Raw genomic sequence first — 17324 nt, forward strand, 5'->3', positions numbered from 1 at the left:
GAAACTACGGCTGAATTTTGCACACAAGCGGTCAGCTGTTCATTTTATCGCGATCAAGTTTCTCCAGAAGCGTGGCACGGTCAAGGCTAAAACCGGAGTCGATCCAGAAAGTTTCAAGCGACCGCAGCGCCACACCCAGACCCGGACCTTTTTCCACGCCAAGCGCCAGAAGATCGCCGCCCGTCACGGGAAAGACAGGGGCTTCATAATGTTCCGCCGTTTCGAGCAAACGGGAAAAGCCGCCAGCGCGGATCATGGCGTCATCGCTGCCAGCCGCATCGGCACGCGCCGCCGCATAAGCAAGCTTGATCCGGTCCACCACCGCCTGTTTGCTGCCGCGGTAAATCACCTTCTTCAAGGCCTGTTCGGACAGCTCCGGCTTCACTGCATCTGCCCGTGCCCAGGCTTCCAGTCGCGCCCGCTCGGCATTAGACATTTTCAGGCGCTTGCCCATTTCTTCCATGCGCACGGCATCCGGCGGCACGATGCTTTCGAGCCGCAACAGCGGATCAGGCGACCAGCCGAGATCGCCTTCCGATCGCACGAGGCCATGAATGGCGTCGATGCCCCACTTCTCGCTTTCAGGCAAAACGAGATTCAGTACACCGCCCTGTCGCATCCACAAAAGCGCGCGCGACGGATCGGGAGCGGACAGCAGTTTCTTCAGTTCCGACCACACGCGTTCGGCTGAAAGCTGCTCGATGCCGTCCTTCAGCCTAGCACTGGCGCGCAGGCCTTCGGCTTCCGGACGCCCGGAACCATACCAGGCGAAGAAGCGGAAAAAACGCAGGATACGCAGGTAATCCTCGCGAATGCGCTGCTCGGCATCGCCAATGAAACGCAGTGTCCGGGTTTCAATATCGGCGAGCCCGCCGACATGATCGATGATTTTGCCATCCGCCGTCGCATAAAGCGCATTGATGGTGAAATCGCGCCGCTCGGCATCGGTTTTCCAGTCGGTTCCAAAGGCAACCTTGGCATGGCGGCCATCGGTCTCGACATCCTTGCGCAATGTCGTCACTTCATAGGCATGCCCCTGCACGACAACGGTGATCGTGCCGTGTTCGATGCCTGTCGGGACAGGTTTGAACCCTGCTTCCTCGACCAAGCGAACCGTTTCCTGCGGCACATGCGTGGTGGCAAGATCGACATCGCTGACGGATGTGCCCAGCAATGTGTTGCGCACCGCACCGCCGACCACGCGCGCTTCCCCGCCGTCGCGGTTCAAGGCCTTGAACAGCGCCTGCAGAGACTTCGACTTCAACCAGCTCGCCGTGTCGGAAATGTTCACATTGTCGCTCAAACGTAGAGCCTTTCATAAAGTCCGCGAATGATTCCGGCGGTAATCCCCCAGATGAATCGCTCGTGATAGGGCATGGCGTAATAAAAGCGTTCCTTACCATTGAGCACCCTGCTTTCGCGCCGGTGATTGGCCGGATTCATCAGGAAAGACAATGGCACCTCGAAAATATCGGCCACCTCATCCGGGTTCGGATGCAGGTCGAACGGTGTCTTGACCACAGCCAGAACCGGCGTGATCGAAAAGCCGCTGCCAGTCAGATAGCGTGGCAGATTGCCGATGATTTCGGCGCGCTCGGCTGCAAGGCCGATTTCCTCATTGGCCTCGCGAAGCGCTGCATGTTCCGCCGTTCCGTCGCCCGGATCGATGGCCCCGCCCGGAAACGCGATCTGGCCCGAATGTTTTCGCAACGTATCGGTGCGCTGGGTGAGAAGCACCGTCGCATCAGGACCGCGATCCACCACAGGCACCAGCACAGCTGCGTCGCGCATCTGGGACGTAACCATGGCCTGCGTGAAGTCAGGATTGAGCGAATGGTCGCCGGTAATCTCGCTGTGATCCGGCTGCCAGCTGCGAACGCGCTCGGCAAAATCACCGGCTGAAAAAGCCGAAAGGGATTTCAGGCCACGATCCATCAGTACACCATCATTTCTGGGCTGCTTCCAGCGCATCCGCTGGCATGATCGGGAAGACGGCGCCGCCGGACCGCACAGCAAACATCGTCACGCCGTCGATCTCGATTTCCTCGCCAAGCCCGACCAGATCATACATCACGGAGCGCGTCACCAGCGCTTCCAGACGCCCGCGAACAAGCACATAGGGTTTCAATCCGTCGCTTTCTTCTTCAACGACGAACCGCAACGGATGCTCCGCATCGACTTCCACCACATCGCCGACATTGGTGCGGAACGTCAGCGTCTGTTCCACGCCCTCACCGGAAATCTGCATTTCAACGGCAATGAACGGCGCATCTTCAACCCGGATACCGACCTTTTCGACCGGTGTGACGAGATAGGTCTTGCCGTCCTCGTCCTTGCGCAGCACGGTGGAGAACAGGCGCACCAGCTGTTTGCGGCCAATCGGCGTTCCCATATAGAACCAGGTACCGTCGGCCTTGATCTCCATGTCGAGGTCACCGCAGAAATCGGGGTTCCACCGCTCGACAGGCGGAATACCGCGCTCTTTCGTTGACGGACCGCTTTGCGCATCGGCATGGGCGCGCGCAATCAGGTCTTCCAGACCGCCCGTCGTCCCGGCGCTTTGCATCGCGTTTTGCTGCGCAACTTTGCCTATAGGGGTGCTCTTTGTCATCCGACTCGGTTATTCCTGTTCGAATGTGTTTAATATGATGGAAGTCATGAAATAGTCACCGTTTCGCGGCTTGTCAGCATTATATGCGATTTATAAGTGTCTGAATCAAAAAGCGTCAGGCCGTAGCGAAAATGGTGGTTTTCGAGAACCGGAGCGCAGTGTACCTCAGTACATGAGCACCGGAAGCGCAGAAAAATGCCATTTGCAGCAAGGCATGGCGACTTTTAGATAAGACACCAAGGCACGTCCGCCAGAGCGGTCAAATATTGCGAGGTCACCATGAGCGTCGTCATCACGCCTGAAACCGCCAACTCCGAGCAGATTGTTGCGGAAGCCGAACGGGCGCTCGCAGATATTGCCCGCATCAAGGAAGGCGTCGGCACGGTTATCTTCGGACAAGAAAGTGTGATCGAGCGCACGCTCGTCGCCATTCTGGCAGGCGGCCATGCGCTGCTGGTCGGCGTGCCCGGCCTTGCCAAGACCAAGCTGGTGGAAACGCTGGGCGTGGTGCTCGGCCTCTCCGGCCAGCGCATCCAGTTCACACCTGACCTGATGCCTTCCGACATCATCGGTTCGGAAGTCATGGAACAGGACGCCGATGGTCGCCGCTCGTTCCGCTATCTCAAAGGGCCGATTTTCGCACAGCTTCTGATGGCCGACGAAATCAACCGCGCCAGCCCACGCACCCAGTCCGCGCTGTTGCAGGCCATGCAGGAATATCACGTCACGGTCGCTGGCCAGCGCTATGACCTGCCTGCGCCATTCCACGTTCTTGCAACGCAGAACCCGCTGGAACAGGAAGGCACCTATCCGCTGCCGGAAGCCCAGCTCGACCGTTTCCTGATGCAGATCGACATTCTCTATCCGGAACTCGACGCCGAGCGCCGCATTCTTCTCGAAACTACAGGCGTCGCCGAAGCGAAGCCCTACGAGATTCTCGATGCGGAACGTCTGAAGCAGATGCAGACACTGGTGCGCCGTATGCCGGTTTCGGAAAGCGTCGTCGAAGCGATCCTGAAGCTTGTCCGCTCGGCGCGTCCCGACGCTGACAATGATCATGCCAGGCAGCATATCGCATGGGGCCCCGGTCCGCGCGCAAGCCAGGCGCTGATGCTCTGCGCCCGCGCCCGTGCGCTCTATGATGGCCGCCTCGCCCCGTCGGTGGACGATGTGAAGGCGCTGGCAGAGCCGGTGCTGCAACATCGCATGGCGCTCAATTTCGCCGCTCGCGCTGATGGCATGCACATCCGTGATGTCATCGCCAATCTGGTAAAGGCTGCTGTCTGATGGTCATCGGCACGCAAGTTTCCACCGCAGATCGCAAGGATACGCTGGCCCGCGCGCGCGCGCGGGCAGCGGCGATCCCCGATCTGCTGGTTGAAGCACAGCGTGTCGTCAATACTGTCATGAATGGCTGGCACGGACGGCGCAAACGCGGCCCAGGCGAGAATTTCTGGCAGTTTCGCCCCTATGTGCAGGGCGAGCAGCTTTCGCGTATCGACTGGCGACGCTCCGCCCGCGACGACCATACCTATGTTCGCGACCGCGAGTGGGAATCGGCCCATACCGTGTGGCTGTGGTGCGATTTCTCGCCCTCCATGCTTTACCGCTCGCAAATGTCGCCTGTTTCCAAGGAAGCCCGCGCGCTGGTGCTGACGCTGGCGCTGGCGGAAATCCTGTCACGCTCCGGCGAGCGCATCGCCTTTCCAGCACTGATCCCGCCTTTCGCTGCCCGCAACGGCGCAGAGCGTCTTGCCGGCGCTCTCATGCATGAAGCGCCTGAAAGCGCATTGCCGGATATCGCGCAGATCCGCCGTTTTTCGGAAGTCGTGCTCGTCTCCGATTTCCTGCACCCGTTCGATGAGCTGACCAAACTTCTCGACCGGCTTGCGAAACGCGGCGTGCGTGCGCATCTGGTCGAAGTTGCCGACCCCGCAGAAGAAACCTTCCCATATTCCGGCCGTACCGAATTTCGCGATCCCGAGACGGGTGCAACGCTGGTTGCCGGTCGCGCTGAAACCTATGCCGAGGATTATCGCCGTCTTTACACGGCCCGGCGCGAAACCCTGTCGGACTTCTGCAAGCGGCTCGGCTGGAGCTATTCCGTGCATCGCACCGACCGTCCGGCGGCGGAAGCGCTGGCGCGTCTGCATAATGCATTGAGCGCAACGGGGGCTGGCGCATGAATTTTCTGCCGCTTGCCTTCGGTTCGCCGCTGATCCTCGCCGGTCTGGTCGCCTTGCCGGTGATCTGGTGGCTGCTGCGCATGACGCCGCCGCGCCCGCAGGAAGAAACTTTTCCGCCGCTGCGCATTCTGGCGCAGGTTTTCAAGCGCGAGGAAGTGCCCTCAAAAAGCCCGTGGTGGATGACGCTTCTGCGGGTGCTAATCGCCGCACTCGTGATCATGGCGCTGGCAGCGCCGATCTGGAACCCGCGTCCTGTCGCGCTGACCGGTCAGGAGCCACTGGCCATTGTAGTGGATAATGGCTGGGCCGCCGCCGAAGACTGGCAGCAGCGTGTCAACGCCGCTGAAAAGCTGATCGACGACGCGGAAGGTTCCAACGCGCAGATTTACATCCTTGGCACCGCCGAACCCGCCAATGCGGAGATCGGTCCCTATGACGGTATCCGCGCCACGGAACGGTTACAGGCTATGCAGCCACGCCCGATCCCTGTCGACCGCAAGGCGACGATGGAACGGCTGGCATCCGCCCTGTCGGACGGTGTCAAAGTTCGCCTCGCCTTCATGAATGACGGGTTGGCGACAGTTGCCGACGAAGAAACCTTTGCCGCACTGGACAAGACCGGCCATCTGGCAAATGTCCTCTGGTATGGCGCCAATCTTGACCGCAGCCTTGCGCTGATCGGGGTGGATAACAAGGCCGACAGCCTCGAAGCCACTGCAATCCGCCCGGAAGGCGTGACCATGCCGCGCAGCCTGACGGCGGCGGCCTATGACGACAAGGGACGCCGCATCGCCGAAGCGCCGCTATCCTTTGCGCTGGGCAGCGCCGAAGGCACGGCGCGCTTCAACCTGCCGGTCGAACTGCGCAACGATTTCCGCCTGATCCGCATCGACGGTGTCGAACAGGCGGGCGCAACGCATCTGATCGATGCCGGGTCCGAGCGGCGCACCATCGGCCTGATTGCCAGCGGTGACGGCGATCTTGCGCAGCCGCTTCTGTCACCGTTGCATTATATCACGCGCGCTCTGTCGCCCTACGCCAATCTGATCGAACCGCGTTCCGCCGATCTGCTTCAGTCGGTGCCGGAACTGCTGGATGCCAAGCCGTCCATTCTCATCATGGCCGATATCGGCAACTTGCCGCCGCCTGTCGCAGAGCGGATTTCCGTATGGGTGGAAGAAGGCGGCACGCTGGTGCGCTTTGCCGGTCCGCGTCTGGCGGGCGCGAGCGACAATGATCCGCTGCTTCCGGTACGGTTGCGCAAGGGCGAGCGTGCGCTTGGCGGCACCTTGTCCTGGTCTGAACCGCAGAAGCTGCGCGCGTTTCCGGAAAAGGGTCCTTTTGCCGGACTGCCAATCCCTGATGATGTCAACGTCAATCGTCAGGTGCTGGCCGAACCGTCTTTCGATCTCAACGACAAGGCCTATGCCATCCTTCAGGACGGCACCCCATTGGTAACGGGCCAACAGCGCGGGCGCGGTAACATCGTGCTGTTCCATATTTCGCCGGACGCCACATGGTCGAGCCTGCCGATTTCAGGCTCCTTCGTGGAAATGTTGCGCCGCATTGTTTCGCTGTCGCAGCGCACTGGCGCGCAGGGCAATCAGGATGCCGTTTCACTGCCGCCGTTCCAGCTGCTTTCAGCCGCCGGTGCGCTGACGCCGCCCACTTCGGAAGCCAAGCCGCTGATCGTCGAGCGTAACAGAGAGGCCAGTGTCAGCATCAACACGCCGCCCGGTTTCTACGGCAATGAGGACGGTTTGAAAGCACTCAACATTTTCGCCGATAGCAACACCAAGCTGGAGCCGATCCGCCAACCGACCCTCTCAGTCGGCGTCACGCCCGTCTCCTATACGGCAGATCAGTCCATATCGCTGGCGGGGCCATTCTTTGCCGCCGCCGCCATGCTTCTGGCGCTCGATTCCCTGCTGATGCTGTGGCTGCGCGGCGCGTTCCGCCGCCGCATGAAAGTGCGCGCAAAAACGGCGGGGGTTGCTCTGCTGCTCGCGGGAAGTCTTGCCGCCTTGTCTGCGGGTCATGACCGCGCCTTTGCACAAGCACCATCGCCCCAGCCGCCACAAATCCATGACGACAGCAAGCCCGGCGATGAAGCGATTATCGGCGCGGTTTCGCAGACCCATCTTGCCTATATCATCACCGGCAGCGCCGAGACCGACAATATCAGCAAAGCTGGTCTGAAAGGTCTGACCTTCGCGCTGACCGACAAGACAGCGCTGGAACCCGGCGACCCGATCGGCGTCGACCCGTCCAAGGATGAACTGGCCTTCTATCCGCTGATCTATTGGCCGATAGACCCGAATGCGCCGATGCCAAGCCCCGAAGCCATTGCCAGGGTTGACGCCTATATGCAGCAAGGCGGCACAGTGCTGTTCGACACGCGCGACCAGTTGCAGTCGGGCGCGAGCCTCGATCCATCGGTCTCGCCAGCGAACCAGCGCCTGCGGGCCATTCTCGACGACATGAATGTGCCGCCGCTCGAACCCGTGCCGGACGACCACGTCCTGACGAAATCCTTCTTCATCATGCCGGATTTTCCGGGGCGTTATGAGGGAAGCCCGCTCTGGGTGGAAGCAACGGCACCCAATGCCTCGCCGCATGACCGCCCGGTTAGAACCGGCGACGGCGTGACGCCGATCATGATCACTGCCAATGATCTGGCAGGCGCATGGGCCGTGGATGATCAGGGCAACCCCCTGCTCCCCACCGTGCCAAACGACCCGATGCAGCGCATCTATGCCATTCGCGGCGGCGTCAATATCGTGATGTACATGCTCACCGGCAATTACAAGTCCGATCAGGTCCATGTTCCGGCCCTGCTCGAGCGGCTGGGGAATTAGAGCATGTTTCGGAAAAGTGGGAACCGGTTTTCCGGTAAAAACATGCTCAAATACAAAAGAGAGGAGCGGGCATGAATATCGAATTCGAACCGTTCCTCTCAACGCCATGGCTCATCGGCATTCTCGTGCCGCTGGCATTGCTGGTTCTGGCGACTGTCGCCTTGCGCATGCGTGGCGGGTTGATCCGTCTTCTGGCCGCCGCAGCCCTTGCCTTGGCTCTCTTCAACCCTGTCGTGATCAATGAAGAACGCGAGCCGCTAAAAAGCGTTGTCGCCGTCGTGGTGGACCGCAGCCAGAGCCAGGAACTGGGGCAGCGCCGCGCCGACACCGATGCCGCGCTGAAAGCCGTGCAGGATCAGCTTGCCACCATGCCGCAATTTGAAACGCGCGTGGTGGAAACCGGCAAGCCGGACGAAAACGAGGATGGCTATGCGACGCGGCTTTTCGGGCCGCTGGCGCGTGCGCTGCTCGACGTGCCACCAACCCGTGTTGCGGGCGCGATCATGATCACCGACGGACAGGTGCACGATACGCCCGCCAACAAGAATGCGCTGGGCTTCGACGCGCCTTTGCATGGGCTGGTGACGGGCAAACCGGACGAATTCGACCGCCGCATCCGCTTCAACAAGGCTCCACGCTACGGCATCAGCGGCAAGCCGCTTGAAATGTCGTTCACGGTCATCGACGAAGGCAAAAGCCTCGGCAGCCCAGCGCCGGTGGAAATCCGCGTCAATGGCGAAGCGGTTTCTCAGGAACAGGCGCAGGTGGGGCAGGAAACATCTGTCACCATCACCTTGCCGCGCGCTGGTGTGAATATCGTTGAAATTGCAACGCCCGCGATTCCGGGTGAAGTGACCGACGCCAACAACCGTGCAGTGGCAACCGTCGACGGTATCCGCGAAAATCTGCGCGTGCTGCTCGTCTCGGGCGAACCGCACAATGGCGAACGCACCTGGCGCAATCTGCTGAAATCCGACGCTGCCGTGGACCTCGTCCACTTCACCATTTTGCGCCCGCCGGAAAAGCAGGACGGCACGCCAATCAACGAATTGTCGCTGATCGCCTTCCCGACCCGTGAGCTCTTCGTGGACAAGGTCAACGAGTTCGATCTCATCATTCTGGATCGCTACCAGCATCGCGATGTGCTGCCGCTGCTCTATTACGATTACATCGCGCAGTATGTGGAAAACGGCGGCGCGCTGCTGGTCGCAGCCGGGCCGGAATATGCAGGCGAAATGTCGATTGCCCGCACGCCGCTTTACAACGCCCTGCCCGCCATGCCGACCGGCACGGTGACCGAAAAAGCGTTCTATCCGCGCCTGACCGATCTCGGCAAACGCCACCCCGTCACACGCGGCCTTGATGGCAGCGAGCAGGAACCGCCCCATTGGAGCCGCTGGTTCCGCACCATCGATATCACCGCGCCACAGGGCGAAACAGTGATGAGCGGTGCCGACAACAAACCGCTTCTGGTTCTCAATCGCGTCGGAAAAGGCCGCGTCGGCATGTTCCTGTCCGATCAGGGTTGGCTATGGGCACGCGGCTTTGAAGGCGGCGGTCCCTATGCGGCGCTCTATCGCCGCATTGCGCACTGGCTGATGCAGGAACCGGAGCTGGAAGAAGAAGCGCTCACCGCCGCAGGCAATGGCCGCACCTTGAGCATTCACCGTCAGACGATGGGTGATAATCCGGGCACTGCGACTGTCACGACGCCTGCTGGCAAGACGTTGCAGGTTAATCTCGCACAGAACAAGCCGGGCCTGTTCGACGGTTCGCTGCAAACCGACGAGATTGGCGTCTTCCGGATCAAGAACGGCGATCTGGAAACCTTGGCCCATGTCGGGCCCGTCGACGCACCGGAATTTGCCGACAGTATTTCGACCACGGACCGCCTGAAGCCTATTGCTGAAGCGACCGGCGGCTCGGTCCATCGCGTGCATGCAAGTGCAGACAGCGCCGTGCGGGTTCCGTCAATCACCGCAGTCGCCGCCAACCGTTCGGCCAGCGGCAATGACTGGATCGGCCTGCGTGAAACCACCGACACGCAGCTCAAAAGCGTCAACCGCCTGCCGTTGTTCTCCGGCTTCCTGGCGCTCGCCGCTCTGCTCCTGGTCTTCGGCGGCATGTGGTATCGCGAAGGGCGGTAATCCGCCCTCGCACACCTCACCCCTCGCCCTTCGACACGGTGCTTCGCACCTGCTCAGGATGAGGGGGAGTAACCAATCAAAGATTAAACTGAAAATCAGGCCCGGTCGGCATGGCGCACGATGCCGCTGACGCCGTTTGCGGCACCGACTGTGAGTTCGCAGGCGAGCATCCGGCGCGGATCGACCGGTGCTGGCATGACCATGGAGCCGTGAGGCACCATCTTGAAGCCGAACGGACCATAGTAAGGTTCGTCACCGACCAGAATGACCAGCTTGTGTCCGGCTTTCGCCGCCGCTTCCAGCGACTGACGCATCAGTGTGCCGCCAATGCCCCGCTTCTTCCATTCAGGCCGCACGGCAAGCGGACCCAGCAACAGCGCTGGTGTCTTGCCGATAACAACCGGCGTCAGCCGCACGGAACCCACCACTATGCCGCCCATCAGGGCAACGAAGGAAAGGTTCAGATCATGCGGGCCGCCTTCACGGATGAAATGGGCGGCGCGGGTAAAGCGTCCCGGTCCGAAAGCCTCGGCATTGATGGCTTCGATTTCAATGTCGTGCGCCGGGCATTCTTGCGCGTAGGTCAGTTCAAGCTGCTGCATCGGCTTAAGATCACAATTGGAGACTTCAGGGACCGTCAGGTCAATGGAATGCATTCCGCGCTGGCAGTGCGGTCCAAGTTTCATCGTCGGATGAAAAGCATTTCCATTACGTGTCTCCCGGGCGACCGAACATTGGATGATCGCAAATTGGAACTCCCATTACACCAAATTGAGCAGAGGTAAAACCTTTTTTTTCAAAATGGCAGCTCAGGCTTCTCTTTTTGGCAGCGTGACGCACTGTTTACGAGTTGAGATGCTGTAAATGCCCCTTTTTCGATCTAGGTTATTATCAAAAGGAGAAATCACATGGGACTTCTGGTTGATGGCAAGTGGCAGGATGTCTGGTACGACACCAAAAGCACAAAAGGCCGCTTTGAACGCTCGAAATCGCAATTCCGCAACTGGGTCACTGCAGACGGCAGCGCCGGTCCAACTGGCGAAGGCGGCTTCAAGGCCGAGCCGGGCCGCTATCATCTCTATGTTTCATATGCATGCCCATGGGCGCATCGCACGCTGATTTTTCGTGCGCTGAAGAAACTGGAAGCTGTCATTTCGGTTTCCGTCGTGGATTTTCTGATGGTGGAAGAAGGCTGGACCTTTTACGGCACCACCGGCAGTACCGGTGATGATCTGTACGGTTCCAAGCGTCTTTATGAAATCTACACCCGCGCCGACCCGAACTATTCCGGTCGCGTCACCGTGCCGGTCCTGTGGGATAAGCAGCGCCAGACGATCGTTTCCAACGAATCGTCAGAAATCATCCGCATGCTCAACACGGCTTTCAACGAACTCGGCGATGCCTCGCTCGACTTCTATCCTGAAGCGCTGGCGGCTGAGATCGATGCGCTCAACGATTTCATCTATCCCAATATCAACAATGGCGTTTACCGCGCTGGCTTTGCCACCGAGCAAGATGCTTATGAAGAAGCATTCAAGCAGCTGTTCGCCGCGCTCGACACACTGGAAGACCGCCTGTCCCGCCAGCGTTATCTGACCGGCTCAAGCCAGACGGAAGCGGATTGGCGTCTGTTCACGACGCTGTTGCGCTTCGATCCGGTCTATGTCGGCCATTTCAAATGCAATCTGCGCCGGATCGCCGATTATCCGAACCTGTGGAACTATACGCGTGAGCTGTATCAGGTGCCGGGCGTGGCCTCGACCGTAAACATGGAACATATCAAGGGCCATTATTACCGCAGCCACAAGACGATCAACCCAACCGGCGTTGTGCCCATGGGGCCGGAAATCGACTTTGCCGCCCCGCATGACAGGGATCGTTTTTCGAAGAGTTAACCGCCCCGACCGCGACTGCGCTTTTCCTGCAACAGTGCAGTTTCTAATATCAGCGTTCTCTCATTCTCTTGCGCCCCTTTGATCTCGATCAATGGGGCGCAAGGCGACGCAGTTCAGATTGGATGCATCCCCCAGGACGACATCCAAGACTGCACTGTGACTAAGGAGAGATTTGATGAACCGTTTTGCGAAAGGGCTGCTCGCAGCAACCGCGCTGACATTTGCCGCCCCGGCCGCCTTTGCCGCCGATACTGTGGTCGCCCAGCCAGCCTCTGAAATCCAGGCTGTGCCAGAAGCGCTTTCACCATGGCAGATCCGCGTGCGCGCGCTCGGCGTAATTGCGGAAAACAAGGGCCATGTGAATGGTGTTCCGGGTTCCGACCTCGACTATTCGAAGTCGATCACGCCCGAACTCGATATCACCTACTACTTCACGGACAATATCGCCGCCGAACTCATTCTCGGCACGACCTACGCCAATATCAATGGCGCAGGCTCCATCAGCAGTCTGGGCAAGGTTGGTAAGACCTGGATTCTGCCGCCGACCCTGACACTGCAATACCACTTCACCAATTTCGGCTCGTTCAAGCCCTATGTCGGTGCTGGCGTCAACTACACCATCTTCTACAATCAGGATGCAGGCAGCGCCGACTATCTCAAGGTCAAGAACACGTTTGGCGGCGCGCTCCAGTTCGGCGTCGATTATATGATCGACGAACATTGGGGCCTGAACTTCGATGTGAAGAAGCTGTTCCTCGAACCGAAATTCGACGTCACCGTTGGCGGGCAGGAACTGAGCGGCAAGGCCAAGCTCAATCCGTGGCTGATCGGCACCGGTATCACCTACCGCTTCTAAAGCCTGCTACTATAAAGGGCGCATCCTGCGCCCTTTATACCAAAGTATTACAGAGTATTCCGGCAGATTTAACCGAAACCCGGCGAGCATCGTCCGCCGGGCTCAGGCGCTACCACATCGGCAGCGGTTCCAGATCATAGAGGGCTTCCTGCAAACGCCGCTTGGTTGAAGCCGTCGTCCCTTCGGGAAGATCGTCGAGAGGAAAGAAACCGCTCTCGGCAATTTCTCTATCGGGCACTTTTGGTGCAAGTTGTTCAAAAGAACGGCATACATAAAGCGCTACATGATCGCGCGGAGAAGCATGGGCGTTCTTGTAAAGAGCAAGAAGTTGGGGGCGCCCTTTCAAGACAATATTTCCCTCTTCCCGCAGTTCTTTTTCTAGCGCCTGCTGAAAAGTCTCCCCACTATCAACACCACCACCCGGTAACTGCCATCCCGGCACGTAAGTATGTCTTACTAAAAAAACAGAGTTAATCTTTTCATCATACACAATTGCCCTCACCCCAAGTGTCATGGGGCGTCGCAAAAGAAAATATGAATGAAATATAAAATGACGAAAGCGCATTCCGACTCTCCAGCAAACATTATATGCAGCTATCAATGCAGCAATCGCATCAACAAAAAGTCGCTAAACACGGTTTCTATTTTAGAAATTATCCAGTAAACGGGCCTTATGTTTCGCCTGGCTCACATCTCCGATATCCATCTTTCGCCGCTGCCGCGTGTGAGATATCGCGAATTGGCATCGAAGCGCATCACCGGTTATATCAACTGGCTGCGCAACCGCAAAGGTGCAATGCACGGAACGGTACTCGATAAAATTGTGGACGATATGCTGGCGCAGTCGCCGAATCACATTGCGGTCACTGGCGATCTGGTCAATCTGGCTCTCAATCTGGAAATAGATATCGCCGCCGACTGGCTGTCGAAACTGGGCAACCCGGATGATGTTTCGGTCGTGCCCGGCAATCACGATGCCTATGTTCCGGGCGCGCTGGACAGGTCCTGCCGCAAATGGGAGCCGTGGATGCGCGGTGACGGCATCGACAACAAAGGCAAGCGGCCGCAATTTCCTTATATGCGCACACGCGATGATGTCGCGATGATCGGCGTTTCCTCGGCGCGCGCCACAGCACCTTTCATGGCAAGCGGCGATTTCCGCTCCGCCCAGGCTAAGCGTCTCGCCGCCGCGCTCGACGAGGCTGGTGCGCGCGGGCTTTTCCGGGTGGTGATGATCCATCATCCGCCTATCCATGGTGCGACACCGACCCACAAGCGGCTTTACGGCATCCGCCGTTTTCAGAAAGTCATCCGCAAGCACGGCGCGGAACTGGTCATTCACGGCCACACGCATCTGGCGACGAAATATGAAATCGACGGATCGAATGGCAACAAAGTGCCGGTGATCTGCGTCCCGTCGGCCAGCCAGAACTATGGCGGCCACAAGCCCCCTGCCCGCTACAATATTTTCAACATCGAGCGGAAGCCGGATGGCGGATGGCATTGCCTGTGGGAGCAGCACGGCATTGAAGATGCGAGCGAACGTATTTTCAAGATATCCGAGCAGGAACTCTACAAATAAAAAAGGCGGCACAGTGTGCCGCCTTTTTATTCAATAGCCTTCGGTCACTGACCGATCACGCGGTTGGCCGCCGATACGATGGCTTCCAGCGATGCGCTGACGATATTGTCGTTGATGCCGGCACCGAACAGCTTGCCGCCTGGATGCGCCATTTCCACATAGGAAATAGCCGATGCATCCGAACCCTGCTGGAGCGAATGTTCGGAATAATCCACGACCGACATCTTCACGCCGAGATATTTGGACAGCGCGTCGACAAAGCCGTCAATCGGACCGGTGCCCTTGCCCTCAATATTCTTCGTCACGCCGTTATCGGTAATTTCGGCGGTGAGAATGCGGCGGCCCTTCTGTTCAGGATCCGGGATGGTGTGGTGATCCACGAACTTGATGCGGGCATCCGGCTGCGTCACATAGAGCTTCTGGAACTCTTCATGGATGCGCTTGGACGGCAATTCCTTGCCTTCGTCGTCGGTGATCTGCTGGATGATTTCGCGGAACTCGACCTGCAGATTGCGCGGCAGGTTCAAGCCGTAATCGGCCTGCAGGATATAGGCGATACCGCCCTTGCCCGACTGCGAATTTATGCGGATGATCGCTTCGTAGGAACGTCCCACATCCTGCGGATCGATCGGCAGATAAGGCACTTCCCAAACCGGCGAATTGGCCGACTTGCGCGCCTTCATGCCCTTGTTGATCGCATCCTGATGCGAGCCGGAGAAAGCGGTATAGACCAGCTCGCCGACATAGGGGTGACGCTCCGCGATCTTCAGCTGGTTCGAATATTCATAGACATCTTTCATGCGATTGATGTCCGTGCAATCCAGCTCGGGATCGATGCCCTGCGTGTACATGTTCAACGCCAGCGTCACCACATCCACATTGCCGGTGCGCTCGCCATTGCCAAACAGGGTGCCTTCGACGCGGTCGGCACCAGCCATCAGGCCCAGTTCCGTCGCAGCGATGCCCGTGCCGCGGTCATTATGCGGGTGCAGCGAAATGATCAGGTTTTCGCGATTGTCGAGATTGCGGCACATCCATTCGATCTGGTCTGCATAGACATTCGGCGTGTTCATTTCCACCGTGGACGGCAAATTGACGATCAGCTTGTTCTCCGCTGTCGGCTTTACGATCTCGATGACCGCATTGCAGATTTCCAGCGCCACATCCAATTCGGTGCCGGTGAAGCTTTCCGGCGAATACTGGAAGCGATAGCCGCCACCTGCTTTAGCAGCCATATCCATGATCATCTTGGCGGCATCGGTCGCGATCTGCTTGATCCCGCCGACATCCTTGGCGAAAACCACGCGGCGCTGCAATTCACTGGTGGAATTGTAGAAGTGGATGATCGGTGTCTTTGCGCCTTCCAAAGCTTCGAAAGTGCGGGTGATCAGCTCAGGACGGCACTGCACCAGAACCTGCAAATCCAGCTCGTCCGGCACATTGCCCTGCTCGATAGCCCAGCGGCAGAAGTCGAAATCCGTCTGCGAGGCAGATGGAAAGCCGATTTCGATTTCCGGAAAACCCATATCGACCAGCAAGCGGAACATGCGCTCCTTGCGATCATGGCCCATCGGGTCGATCAAAGCCTGATTGCCGTCGCGCAAATCGACCGAGCACCAGATCGGCGCTTTTTCAATCCGCTTCGATGGCCAGGTACGGTCGTCGAGCTTGGGAGCCGGGAATGGCGAATATTTGGTGGCTGCATCCCGCATGCCTTTACGATCGGCTTCGGCGGCGGATTGCGGCGTGATAACGGACTGGTTCATTTGTCGTTTCCTCCCGGCTTCTGGACGGCATTAAAGCCCGTCAAGCACGGATATTCATGATCGATTATAAGGGTTTTATGAAAAGGAGCACAGGCCAGCGGGACCGTTTTCGACCGCCGGACGCTCCTTCAACGAGCCCGGCGATCGCCGCTAAGGCCGAGGGTAAGAAGCGAGTTGAGAACGCAAACATCGACGCGCGCGCCAGTGGCGGCAGCCGAATGTCCCAGAGATGTTGCGTTCTTCGTCATCATGGCCAAGCTTTTACACGCGCGATTTGACCGATGCAAGATGCATTTACGCCAGTTGCTTCGGTCAGCACGGTATTTCAATCAGGCGAAGGGAACCGCACTTGTGCCTAAAGGCAGTTTCGCCTCGTCTTCAGGCTCGACATGGATGACGACGCGGGCGCTGCCGATCTGCTCTTTCAGCGCATCTTCAATGCGGTCGCAGATCACATGCGCATCGCCGACGCTCATGTCGGCTGCGACAACCAGATGAAACTCGATGAAGGTGACGCGCCCGGCGATACGGGTTTTCAGATCGTGCACTTCAATGGCGCCTGCTGCATTGGCCGAAATGACATCGCGGATGCGCATTTCCTCGGCAGGTTCGACGCCGATATCCATCAAGCCCTGCACCGACGAATTGATTACATGCCAGCCCTGCCACAGAATATTCAGCGCCACGACAATGGCGAGCAGCGGATCGAGGATAGCCCAGCCGGTAACGACAGCCCCCACCAGACCAACCAGCACGCCCAGCGACGTGAATACGTCGGTCATGATGTGCTTGCCATCGGCTTCCAGCGCCGGAGACCGTGCCGCACGTCCGGTACGGATCAGGAGCGTAGCCCAGACACCATTGATGACGGCGGCGATTGTATTGATGCCAAGGCCAAGCCATGGTGCTTCGAGCTGGCGCGGGGTCTGTAAGGCAAACCACGCTTCGCGGAAGATCAACAGCGCCGCAACGGTGATCAGCACGCCCTCGACAACCGCCGAGATATATTCCGCCTTGTGATGACCGAACGGGTGATTTTCATCGGCGGGCTTATAGCTCACGCTGATCGCCCACCAGGCGCCCACTGCCGCGATGACATTGACGATGGATTCGAGCGCATCGGAATAGAGCGCCACCGAGCCGGTGAGCATATAGGCCACATATTTTAGCCCCATCACCCCAAAGGCAATGGGAATCGACCATGCGGCTAGCCGCCGAACTCTTGCACTCGCGTCCATGACGAACCTTTGATTTATCTAATTACTGCCCGAGACAGGCCCAAAAACCGGACCGTGATCAATTCAGGCTCATGCATATTGGGCTCATGCGCACCGGCTTTATCCTGAAATAAGCTTTCAGAGCCGTTCAGTCCTATGCAACTGCATTGTCTAAAGCGCATCTTGCCCAAAAAAACCGCTTCGCA

14 protein-coding genes are annotated in these 17324 nt (G+C 58.7%); 7 read left to right on the forward strand and 7 right to left on the reverse strand.

Annotated features, from left to right (window positions below; all coding sequences use genetic code 11):
- Positions 1-31 precede the first annotated feature (31 nt).
- From QBD01_RS19670 to QBD01_RS19680, 3 genes are read right to left on the reverse strand one after another with little or no spacing between them, the layout of a single operon-like run.
- The gene (locus QBD01_RS19670) at positions 32-1303 is read right to left on the reverse strand and encodes a CCA tRNA nucleotidyltransferase (RefSeq protein WP_182520960.1); all 1272 of its coding nucleotides are present in this window, start codon (positions 1301-1303) and stop codon (positions 32-34) included.
- A complete protein-coding gene (locus QBD01_RS19675) occupies positions 1300-1935 on the reverse strand; it encodes a CoA pyrophosphatase (RefSeq protein ID WP_280994179.1) in 636 nt (211 codons plus the stop codon). Before QBD01_RS19675 ends, QBD01_RS19670 begins: the two co-directional genes overlap by 4 nt.
- 10 nt (positions 1936-1945) lie before the next feature.
- Complete coding sequence (locus QBD01_RS19680) at positions 1946-2611, reverse strand: DUF1285 domain-containing protein (protein WP_280994180.1); 666 nt, start codon at positions 2609-2611, stop codon at positions 1946-1948.
- 279 nt (positions 2612-2890) lie between these two features.
- Here QBD01_RS19680 and QBD01_RS19685 point away from each other — a divergent pair, with 279 nt between their 5' ends.
- The 4 genes from QBD01_RS19685 to QBD01_RS19700 all read left to right on the forward strand — a co-directional run bounded on the left by QBD01_RS19685 (position 2891) and on the right by QBD01_RS19700 (position 9802).
- Positions 2891-3898, forward strand: coding sequence for a MoxR family ATPase (locus QBD01_RS19685; RefSeq protein ID WP_138785270.1), 1008 nt, complete (start codon positions 2891-2893; stop codon positions 3896-3898).
- A complete protein-coding gene (locus QBD01_RS19690; protein WP_280994181.1) occupies positions 3898-4797 on the forward strand; it encodes a DUF58 domain-containing protein in 900 nt (299 codons plus the stop codon). The genes QBD01_RS19685 and QBD01_RS19690 overlap by 1 nt, the downstream gene beginning before the upstream one ends.
- A complete protein-coding gene (locus tag QBD01_RS19695) occupies positions 4794-7655 on the forward strand; it encodes a DUF4159 domain-containing protein (protein ID WP_280994182.1) in 2862 nt (953 codons plus the stop codon). Before QBD01_RS19690 ends, QBD01_RS19695 begins: the two co-directional genes overlap by 4 nt.
- Before the next feature lie 71 nt (positions 7656-7726).
- Positions 7727-9802: a hypothetical protein gene (locus tag QBD01_RS19700; protein ID WP_280994183.1), complete on the forward strand. Its 2076-nt coding sequence runs from the start codon at positions 7727-7729 to the stop codon at positions 9800-9802.
- 95 nt (positions 9803-9897) lie between these two features.
- Here the strand turns inward: QBD01_RS19700 and QBD01_RS19705 are convergent, their stop codons facing one another.
- Complete coding sequence (locus QBD01_RS19705; RefSeq protein ID WP_280994263.1) at positions 9898-10404, reverse strand: N-acetyltransferase; 507 nt, start codon at positions 10402-10404, stop codon at positions 9898-9900.
- 306 nt (positions 10405-10710) lie between these two features.
- Here QBD01_RS19705 and QBD01_RS19710 point away from each other — a divergent pair, with 306 nt between their 5' ends.
- Positions 10711-11697, forward strand: a complete 987-nt coding sequence (locus QBD01_RS19710) for a glutathione S-transferase family protein (RefSeq protein WP_280994184.1) — start codon at positions 10711-10713, stop codon at positions 11695-11697.
- Between the two features lie 175 nt (positions 11698-11872).
- A complete protein-coding gene (locus tag QBD01_RS19715) occupies positions 11873-12553 on the forward strand; it encodes an OmpW family protein (RefSeq protein WP_182520951.1) in 681 nt (226 codons plus the stop codon).
- A gap of 109 nt (positions 12554-12662) precedes the next feature.
- Here the strand turns inward: QBD01_RS19715 and QBD01_RS19720 are convergent, their stop codons facing one another.
- Positions 12663-13118 (reverse strand): NUDIX domain-containing protein, encoded by a 456-nt coding sequence (locus QBD01_RS19720; protein ID WP_078338771.1) that lies wholly within the window; start codon positions 13116-13118, stop codon positions 12663-12665.
- Between the two features lie 108 nt (positions 13119-13226).
- On the opposite strand from QBD01_RS19720, the gene QBD01_RS19725 reads away from it, so the two are divergent.
- Positions 13227-14135, forward strand: coding sequence for a metallophosphoesterase (locus QBD01_RS19725; protein WP_280994185.1), 909 nt, complete (start codon positions 13227-13229; stop codon positions 14133-14135).
- Positions 14136-14179: 44 nt separating this feature from the next.
- Here QBD01_RS19725 and leuA read toward each other — a convergent pair whose 3' ends face one another.
- Together leuA and QBD01_RS19735 are read right to left on the reverse strand one after the other, a co-directional pair.
- Positions 14180-15901, reverse strand: coding sequence for a 2-isopropylmalate synthase (gene leuA, locus QBD01_RS19730; protein WP_182520948.1), 1722 nt, complete (start codon positions 15899-15901; stop codon positions 14180-14182).
- 329 nt (positions 15902-16230) lie between these two features.
- Positions 16231-17139, reverse strand: a complete 909-nt coding sequence (locus QBD01_RS19735; RefSeq protein ID WP_280994186.1) for a cation diffusion facilitator family transporter — start codon at positions 17137-17139, stop codon at positions 16231-16233.
- Positions 17140-17324: the final 185 nt, after the last annotated feature.

It is taken from the genome of Ochrobactrum sp. 19YEA23, assembly GCF_029909865.1.
Classification (GTDB): domain Bacteria; phylum Pseudomonadota; class Alphaproteobacteria; order Rhizobiales; family Rhizobiaceae; genus Brucella; species Brucella gambitense.

What these genes read in the sequence shown, in the direction of transcription:
- QBD01_RS19675 (WP_280994179.1), bottom strand. Translation starts at nt 1,935, where the DNA reads ATGGATCGTGGCCTGAAATCCCTTTCGGCTTTTTCAGCCGGTGATTTT.
- QBD01_RS19680 (WP_280994180.1), bottom strand. Translation starts at nt 2,611, where the DNA reads ATGACAAAGAGCACCCCTATAGGCAAAGTTGCGCAGCAAAACGCGATG.
- QBD01_RS19685 (WP_138785270.1), top strand. Translation starts at nt 2,891, where the DNA reads ATGAGCGTCGTCATCACGCCTGAAACCGCCAACTCCGAGCAGATTGTT.
- QBD01_RS19690 (WP_280994181.1), top strand. Translation starts at nt 3,898, where the DNA reads ATGGTCATCGGCACGCAAGTTTCCACCGCAGATCGCAAGGATACGCTG.
- QBD01_RS19695 (WP_280994182.1), top strand. Translation starts at nt 4,794, where the DNA reads ATGAATTTTCTGCCGCTTGCCTTCGGTTCGCCGCTGATCCTCGCCGGT.
- QBD01_RS19700 (WP_280994183.1), top strand. Translation starts at nt 7,727, where the DNA reads ATGAATATCGAATTCGAACCGTTCCTCTCAACGCCATGGCTCATCGGC.
- QBD01_RS19705 (WP_280994263.1), bottom strand. Translation starts at nt 10,404, where the DNA reads ATGCAGCAGCTTGAACTGACCTACGCGCAAGAATGCCCGGCGCACGAC.
- QBD01_RS19710 (WP_280994184.1), top strand. Translation starts at nt 10,711, where the DNA reads ATGGGACTTCTGGTTGATGGCAAGTGGCAGGATGTCTGGTACGACACC.
- QBD01_RS19715 (WP_182520951.1), top strand. Translation starts at nt 11,873, where the DNA reads ATGAACCGTTTTGCGAAAGGGCTGCTCGCAGCAACCGCGCTGACATTT.
- QBD01_RS19720 (WP_078338771.1), bottom strand. Translation starts at nt 13,118, where the DNA reads ATGCGCTTTCGTCATTTTATATTTCATTCATATTTTCTTTTGCGACGC.
- QBD01_RS19725 (WP_280994185.1), top strand. Translation starts at nt 13,227, where the DNA reads ATGTTTCGCCTGGCTCACATCTCCGATATCCATCTTTCGCCGCTGCCG.
- leuA (WP_182520948.1), bottom strand. Translation starts at nt 15,901, where the DNA reads ATGAACCAGTCCGTTATCACGCCGCAATCCGCCGCCGAAGCCGATCGT.
- QBD01_RS19735 (WP_280994186.1), bottom strand. Translation starts at nt 17,139, where the DNA reads ATGGACGCGAGTGCAAGAGTTCGGCGGCTAGCCGCATGGTCGATTCCC.